The organism is uncultured Methanofollis sp., from assembly GCF_937919355.1.
Taxonomy (GTDB): domain Archaea; phylum Halobacteriota; class Methanomicrobia; order Methanomicrobiales; family Methanofollaceae; genus Methanofollis.
Map to the genome: position 1 here is coordinate 1 of NZ_CALFSA010000073.1, position 1,281 is coordinate 1,281.

Below are 1,281 nucleotides of genomic sequence, written 5' to 3' on the forward strand. Positions count from 1 at the left end.
TGGGTTCGGCGCCATCAACACCTCGATCATGATCGGCGGCGTGATCCTCGCCATTCTTTCGGCCACAGGGCTGTTCAAATACCTGAAGACGCTCTTCACCCCCAGGGTGATCGTGGTCATTCTCCTGCTCATCGCCTTCACCCTCGCCCCTGTGATCCTCAACCTGATCACCGCGGACGGAGAGGTCTCCCCGGTCTCCAACTTCACCTTCGCCCTGGTATTCGCCCTGATCCTTTTCTGCGCAGGAGGTCTCCTGAAGGGGATGTGGAAGGCGACCCTTGCGATATGGGCGCTGCTCTTCGGGAGCGCTGCGTATTATCTTGTCTTCGGCACATTCTCCGTCCCGTCGACCGATGCGGCCATACTCTCCCTGCCTGAGGGTCTCATCGCACCGCTTGCCATTCCCGACCCGGGCGTGCTGGCGGCCTTCCTCATCTGTTTCCTGGCGCTGGCCATCAACGAACTGGGGTCCATCCAGTCGGTGGGGGGTCTCCTCCAGGCTGACAGGATGGACGAACGGGTGGACAGGGGCATGACAGTCACCGGGCTTGGCAACGCTCTTTCGGGTGTCGCAGGAGTCATCGGCCCGGTGGACTTCTCCCTCAGTCCGGGCGTGATCGCCGCCACGGGGTGTGCGTCCCGCTTCGCCCTCGTCCCGGCCGCCCTCGCACTCATGGCCATCGGGCTCTCGCCTCTCCTCATCACGTATCTCAGCAGCATTCCGCAACCTGTCATCGGCATCGTCCTCGCCTATGTCATGACCGCCCAGATCGCCGCCGGACTGATGCTGGGCGGGGAGACCCGCGCCGTCACGAGCTTCGAGGAAGGACTGATCATCGGCATCCCGGTCCTGATCGGCACGGTGGTCGCCTTCCTGCCTGCGGCCATCGTCGCCGGTTTCCCGGCAACGCTCCGTCCGGTCATCGCAAATGGTTTTGTCGTCGGGGTGATCCTGGTCCTGGTCCTCGAGCACTTCGTGTACAGGAAGCACGGAGAGGCCTGACCTCTCCCGCTCCGGCGAAGTGATATAGCGAGGACAGGGAAAACATAGAGGTATGGAGATCAGGTTCACCAAACTGCACGGCAATGGCAACGACTTCGTCCTGATCGACGAGATGAAGGGCACGGTCATCCCGGACGATATGAAGGGGGGTTTTGCCGCCCTGTACTGCGACCGCCGCTTCGGTATCGGGGCGGACGGCGTGCTCTTCATCTCCCCGTCGGAGAAGGCCGACGTGAGGATGCGCCTCTTCCAGCAGGACGAGAGCGAGGCGGAGATGT

The 1,281-nt window shown here is 62.6% G+C and carries 1 protein-coding gene and 1 pseudogene; both read left to right on the forward strand.

The window, feature by feature from the left end; all coding sequences use genetic code 11:
* On the forward strand, positions 1–1,003 hold a 1,003-nt coding region (locus Q0520_RS03435; protein ID WP_298666628.1), incomplete at its 5' end, for a solute carrier family 23 protein.
* A gap of 52 nt (positions 1,004–1,055) precedes the next feature.
* Positions 1,056–1,281 (forward strand): annotated as a pseudogene (locus Q0520_RS03440) (diaminopimelate epimerase); the annotation flags it as partial.